The sequence below is a fragment of the Streptomyces sp. N35 genome, from assembly GCF_016464295.1.
GTDB lineage: Bacteria > Actinomycetota > Actinomycetes > Streptomycetales > Streptomycetaceae > Streptomyces.
This window is the reverse complement of sequence record NZ_JAEIMH010000054.1, coordinates 54,177-60,164: the sequence shown is the minus strand read 5'-3', so window position 1 is coordinate 60,164 and position 5,988 is coordinate 54,177. Positions and strand designations below refer to the sequence as shown.

The 5,988-nt window shown below is 70.8% G+C and carries 5 protein-coding genes and 1 pseudogene; all 6 read left to right on the top strand.

Going from position 1 to position 5,988, the window contains the following annotated elements; genetic code table 11:
- Positions 1-86: 86 nt before the first annotated feature.
- The 6 genes and pseudogenes from JAO81_RS27010 to lgt all read left to right on the top strand — a co-directional run bounded on the left by JAO81_RS27010 (position 87) and on the right by lgt (position 5,947).
- Positions 87-560, top strand: a complete 474-nt coding sequence (locus JAO81_RS27010; protein ID WP_199550540.1) for a DUF2752 domain-containing protein — start codon at positions 87-89, stop codon at positions 558-560.
- Positions 561-750: 190 nt separating this feature from the next.
- Positions 751-1,560, top strand: a complete 810-nt coding sequence (gene trpC / locus JAO81_RS27005) for an indole-3-glycerol phosphate synthase TrpC (RefSeq protein ID WP_199550539.1) — start codon at positions 751-753, stop codon at positions 1,558-1,560.
- A 274-nt stretch (positions 1,561-1,834) separates the two neighbouring features.
- Positions 1,835-3,071, top strand: a pseudogene (gene trpB / locus JAO81_RS27000) (tryptophan synthase subunit beta).
- 89 nt (positions 3,072-3,160) lie between these two features.
- The gene (trpA, locus tag JAO81_RS26995; protein ID WP_199550538.1) at positions 3,161-3,979 is read left to right on the top strand and encodes a tryptophan synthase subunit alpha; all 819 of its coding nucleotides are present in this window, start codon (positions 3,161-3,163) and stop codon (positions 3,977-3,979) included.
- A 78-nt stretch (positions 3,980-4,057) separates the two neighbouring features.
- Entirely contained in the window at positions 4,058-4,834 is a 777-nt protein-coding gene (locus tag JAO81_RS26990) for a thioredoxin domain-containing protein (RefSeq protein WP_199550537.1), read from the top strand.
- 114 nt (positions 4,835-4,948) lie between these two features.
- A complete protein-coding gene (lgt, locus tag JAO81_RS26985) occupies positions 4,949-5,947 on the top strand; it encodes a prolipoprotein diacylglyceryl transferase (RefSeq protein WP_199550536.1) in 999 nt (332 codons plus the stop codon).
- The last annotated feature ends 41 nt before the right edge of the window (positions 5,948-5,988 follow it).

Genomic DNA, 5,988 nt, shown 5'->3' with positions numbered 1-5,988 from the left:
GGGGGCCCCCCCCCGCCGCCCCCCCCCCCCCCCCCCCCGTCTGTGCCGCCCGGGCGCGCGGGCCGGGGGCGGGGCAGAATGCGGGAGTGACCGCAGAACGCACCGCGCAGCCGCCAGGACCGCAGCAGTGGGCCCCGCAGACCGCCGCACCCCGTACGGGAGCGTCGCGTGCGCGGCGGCTGCTCGCACCGGTGGCCGCGCTCGGCGCCACCGCCGCGGCCGTCGCGTATGTCGGCGCCGTCGACCCCAACGAGTCCGGCCACTATCCGACCTGCCCGCTGCTCGCCTCGACCGGTCTGTACTGCCCGGGCTGCGGCGGGCTGCGCTGTGTGCACGCCCTCGTGCACGGCGATCTGCCGGCCGCGCTCGGCGCGAACGTCATGGCCGTGATCGGCTTCGTCATCGCCGCGTTCGTCTGGGTCCTGTGGATGCGGCGTGCCTGGCGCGGCGGGCCTTCCGGCTTCACGATCCGCTCGTCGTACGCGTGGGCGTTCGGCGGGTTGCTCGCCGTCTTCACCGTCGTACGGAATCTGCCGTTCGGATCTTTCCTGCACCCATGAACCGCCTGTGACCCTGGACGCAAACGTCCAGGTAGTGGGACCGCCGTCAACCGGATGCGGGGCCTTCGCCCTTCTGCGGATACCATCGCAGTGGCCCCCGGAACACCGTTTCACCGACCGGGGCATCCGCCCGGACCGACAGGGCGGGCGACCGCCGTCATGTCCGCCGCAATGGAAGGGGACCACTCGCGTGAGTGTGCTCGACGAGATCATCGAAGGCGTCCGCGAGGACCTCGCCGAACGGCAGGCGCGCGTCAGCCTCGACGAGCTCAAGGAGCGTGCGGCGAAGGCCCCCCAGGCGAAGGACGGGGTCGCGGCCCTGCGCGGCGACAGCGTCAAGGTGATCTGCGAGGTCAAGCGCCCCAGCCCGCCCAAGGGCGCGCCGCCCGCGTCCGCCGCCCCGGCCGGGCTCGCCGCCGACTACGAGGCGGGCGGCCCCGCCGTCATCTCCGTGCTCACCGAGGAGCGCCGCTTCGGCGGCTCGCTCGCGGACCTGGAGGCCGTGCGCGCCAAGGTGGACATCCCGGTCCTGCGCAAGGACTTCATCGTCACCGCGTACCAGCTGTGGGAGGCCCGTGCGTACGGGGCCGACATGGTGCTCCTGATCGTCGCCGCCCTGGACCAGGAGGCCCTGGTCTCGCTGATCGAGCGCGCCGAGTCCATCGGGCTCACGCCGCTCGTCGAGGTGCACGACGAGGACGAGGTCGAGCGTGCGGTGGAGGCCGGCGCGAAGATCATCGGCGTGAACGCCCGCGATCTGAAGACCCTCAAGGTCGACCGCGACACCTTCTCGCGCGTCGCCCCCGAGATCCCCGACCACATCGTCAAGATCGCCGAGTCCGGCGTCCGCGGTCCGCACGACCTGATCGCGTACGCCAACGACGGCGCCGACGCCGTGCTCGTCGGCGAGTCCCTGGTCACCGGCAAGGACCCGCGGTCCGCCGTGGTCGACCTGGTCGCCGCCGGCGCCCACCCGGCCCTGCGCCACGGACGGGGCTGACCCGCACCATGCCCATCGCCCGACGTCTCGCACCCGGTTGCCGCCCGCGCGGCTGCCGGGCGCCCGCGCGTCGGGTGCACGGGCGGCGGGTGCGCTACGTGATCGGGGCCGAGCCCGGTCAGATCAACGGGATGCGATGGCGCGGGCGGACTTTCCGCCCGTAGCCGGTGCCGGTGCCTTTGTGGTGGCGGCGCGGTCGGGCGTTCCCCCGTACCCTTTCCATCGCAAACCCGACATCCGGGGCGAGCGCGCCCCGACGTAGGAGCATCTCGTCATGCCCAGCGAAAACAGCGGATCCGCCGAGATCGGCACATTCTTCATCCCCGAGCCCGAAGGCCAAGTCCCCACTTCCGAGGGCTACTTTGGGAAGTTCGGCGGCAAGTTCATTCCCGAGGCGCTCGTCGCCGCCGTGGACGAAGTGGCCGTCGAGTTCGAGAAGGCCAAGCAGGACCCCGAGTTCGCCCGTGAACTCAGCGAACTGCTCGTCAACTACACGGGCCGCCCGAGCGCCCTCACCGAGGTGCCGCGCTTCGCGTCGCACGCGGGCGGCGGGCGGGTCTTCCTCAAGCGCGAGGACCTCAACCACACCGGCTCGCACAAGATCAACAATGTGCTCGGCCAGGCCCTGCTCACCAAGCGCATGGGCAAGCCCAAGGTGATCGCCGAGACCGGCGCGGGCCAGCACGGTGTCGCCACCGCGACCGCCTGTGCGCTCTTCGGCCTCGAATGCACCGTCTACATGGGCGAGATCGACACCCAGCGCCAGGCCCTGAACGTCGCTCGCATGCGGATGCTCGGCGCCGAGGTCATCGCCGTGAAGTCCGGTTCGCGCACCCTCAAGGACGCGGTGAACGAGGCCTTCCGCGCCTGGGTCGCCAACGTCGAGGGCACCCACTACCTGTTCGGTACGGCCGCGGGTCCGCGCCCCCGGCGCCGGCGCCCGCCGCCAGATCCTGGGGCGCGCGGCCCCCCGGCCCGACGCGGCGATCGCCTGCGTCGGCGGCGGCTCCAACGCGATCGGCCTCTTCCACGCCTTCCTCGATGACGCCGAAGTACGGCTCGTCGGCTGCGAGGCCGGCGGCCACGGCGTCGACTCCGGCGAGCACGCGGCCACGCTGACCGCGGGCGACCCCGGCATCCTCCATGGCTCGCGCTCGTACGTGATCCAGGACGAGGAAGGCCAGATCATCGAGCCGTACTCGATCTCGGCCGGCCTCGACTACCCGGGCATCGGCGCCGAGCACGCGTATCTGAAGGACTCGGGGCGCGCCGAGTACATCCCGGTCACCGACGACGAGGCGATGCAGGCGCTGCGGCTGCTCTCGCAGACCGAGGGCATCATCCCGGCCATCGAGAGCGCGCACGCCCTCGCGGGTGCGCTCAGGATCGGCCGGGAGCTGGGCGAGGACGGCCTGATGGTCGTCAATCTGTCCGGCCGCGGCGACAAGGACATGGACACGGCCGCGCGGTACTTCGGCTACTACGACGAGCAGGCGGGGGACGCGCAGTGAGCGACGCACGAGCGGCCGCCGGGCCGCAGACGACCACGATGCCCGCACCTCTGCGCCGCTCGGGCGGAGAAGCGAACGAAAGAAGCACAGTGAGCGGGAACATCGAGCTGTTGAGTGCGGCCCTCGCGCAGACGAAGGCCGAGAACCGGTCGGCCCTCATCGCCTATCTGCCCGCCGGCTTCCCGTCCGTCGACGGCGGGATCGACGCGGTCAAGGCCGCCTTCGACGGCGGCGCGGACATCGTCGAGGTCGGCCTTCCCTACAGCGACCCGGTGCTCGACGGCCCGGTCATCCAGACCGCCGACGACATCGCGCTGAAGAACGGCCTGAAGATCGCCGACGTGATGCGCACGGTCCGCGAAGCCCACGAGGCGACCGGCAAGCCCGTCCTCGTCATGACGTACTGGAATCCGATCGACCGCTACGGCGTCGAGCGCTTCACGGCCGAGCTCGCCGAGGCAGGCGGCGCGGGCTGCATCCTGCCCGACCTGCCGGTCCAGGAGTCGGCGCTCTGGAGGGAGCACGCCGCCAAGCACGACCTCGCCACGGTCTTCGTGGTCGCGCCCAGCAGCAAGGACGCACGCCTCGAGGAGATCACCACGGTGGGCTCCGGCTTCGTCTACGCGGCGTCCCTGATGGGCGTCACCGGGACGCGCGAGTCGGTGGGCGAGGCGGCCGAGGACCTGGTGCGCCGTACGAAGGCCACGACCGACCTGCCGGTCTGCGTCGGCCTCGGCGTCTCCAACGCCGAACAGGCGGCGGAAGTCGCCCAGTTCGCGGACGGCGTGATCGTCGGCTCGGCCTTCGTCAAGCTGATGCTCGACGCCGAGGACGAGGCGGCGGGCGTGGCCGCCGTACGACGGCTCGCGGGTGAGCTGGCGGAAGGTGTACGCGCCAAGAGGGACTGATCGCGGAAGCGCTCATCCATACGGGTGGACATCCAGCCGGGGAGGCACGCTCGTGCCTCCCCGGTTCGTTTGCGGAATGTGAGCGAGAAGAACCGTGAGGGAAAGCGTGCCGCCCGCGACCGGCTGGCACAGGAGCGGGAACAGCAGAAGTCCCGCGACAAGCGCCGACGTGCGCTGATCGTGACCGCCGCAGTGGTAGGCGTGCTGGGCCTGGCCGCGATCGCCGGAGTGATCGCGGCCAATGCGGGCGGTGACAAGAAGGACGCGTCCGGTCCTGTGGTGCCGCCTTCCGGCGCGAGCGGCAAGGACAGTCTGGCGATTCCGGTGGGCAAGGACAGCGCCAAGTCCACGCTCACCATCTGGGAGGACTTCCGCTGCCCGGCCTGCGCCTCCTTCGAGACGCAGTACAGCCCGACCATCCATGAGCTCACCGAGAAGGGGCAGCTCAAGGTCGACTACCACCTGGCGACGATCATCGACGGGAACATGGGCGGCACGGGCTCGGTGAACGCGGCGAACGCGGCGGCCTGCGCCCAGGACGCCGGGAAGTTCACGCCGTACCACGACGTGCTCTACAAGAACCAGCCGCCGGAGACGGACGACGCGTTCGGCAAGGACGCCCGGCTGCTCGAGCTGGCGAAGGAGGTCGACGGCCTCGACACCGCCGACTTCAAGAGCTGCGTCGAGGACGGCAAGCATGTGAGCTGGGTGAACAAGTCCAACGACGCGTTCCGCGACGGCAAGTTCACCGGCACGCCGACCGTTCTGCTCGACGGCAAGAACATCTTCGCGGACCAGAAGAACCCGCTGACGCCCGAGCAGCTGAAGAAGAAGGTGGAGGAGGCGGCGAAGTAGTACGGAGCCGTCATCGCGGCCTCGTCCCGTGGGACGGGGCCGCACCCGTTATCAGGCCGTTAGGCCGGGTGGATTGCCGCACACGGGAGTCGGCAGGGTAGCGTCGACCCCGCCATGGAAATCCTTGCATCGATCCCCAGCCCGTCGAAGGGTGAACTCGACCTCTTCGGCCTCCCACTGCGCGGCTACGCCTTCGCCATCATCATCGGTGTCTTCGTCGCCGTATGGATCGGCGGCAAGCGCTGGGTCGCCCGCGGCGGCAAGCCCGGCACGGTGGCGGACATCGCCGTGTGGGCCGTGCCCTTCGGCCTCGTCGGCGGCCGCCTCTATCACGTGATCACCGACAACGACCTCTACTTCGGTGAGGGCCGTGACTGGGTGGACGCGTTCAAGATCTGGGAGGGCGGCCTCGGTATCTGGGGCGCCATCGCCCTCGGCGGCCTCGGCGCGTGGATCGGCTGCCGGCGCCGTGGCATCCCGCTGCCGGCCTGGGCCGACGCGCTCGCCCCCGCCATCGCCATCGCGCAGGCGATCGGCCGCTGGGGCAACTGGTTCAACCAGGAGCTGTACGGGCGCTCGACCGACCTGCCCTGGGCGCTGGAGATCACGCGCTCGGACGGCGGGCGGGTGCCGGGCACGTACCACCCGACGTTCCTGTACGAGTCGCTGTGGTGCATCGGCGTGGCGCTGCTCGTGATCTGGGCGGACCGTCGCTTCAAGCTCGGGCACGGCCGCGCGTTCGCTCTGTACGTCGCCGCGTACTGCGTCGGGCGCGGCTGGATCGAGTACATGCGCGTGGACGACGTCCAGCTCAACGATGTGCTCGGGCTGCGGTTCAACGTGTGGACGTCGATCGTCGTCTTCGTCCTCGCCGTCGTCTACATGGTGGTGTCGGCCCGGCTGCGGCCGGGGCGCGAGGAAGTGGTGGAGCCGGACCGGGACGGAGCGTCCTCGGACGAGGCTTCCTCGGACGGTGCGTCGGCCGGGGCGGACGAAGATGCCGACTCCGACAAGGTCGAGCTGTCCAAGGACGCCGGGGCTTCTTCCGATACGGATGCCGGCACCGATACCGACGCTGAGGCCAAGGACGAGGCCGGGTCCGCCAAGAGCTGACCGTCTGTTACGTGCCGAGGGCCGCCGAACCATCCGGTTCG

What these genes read in the sequence shown, in the direction of transcription:
- lgt (WP_199550536.1), top strand. Translation starts at nt 4,949, where the DNA reads ATGGAAATCCTTGCATCGATCCCCAGCCCGTCGAAGGGTGAACTCGAC.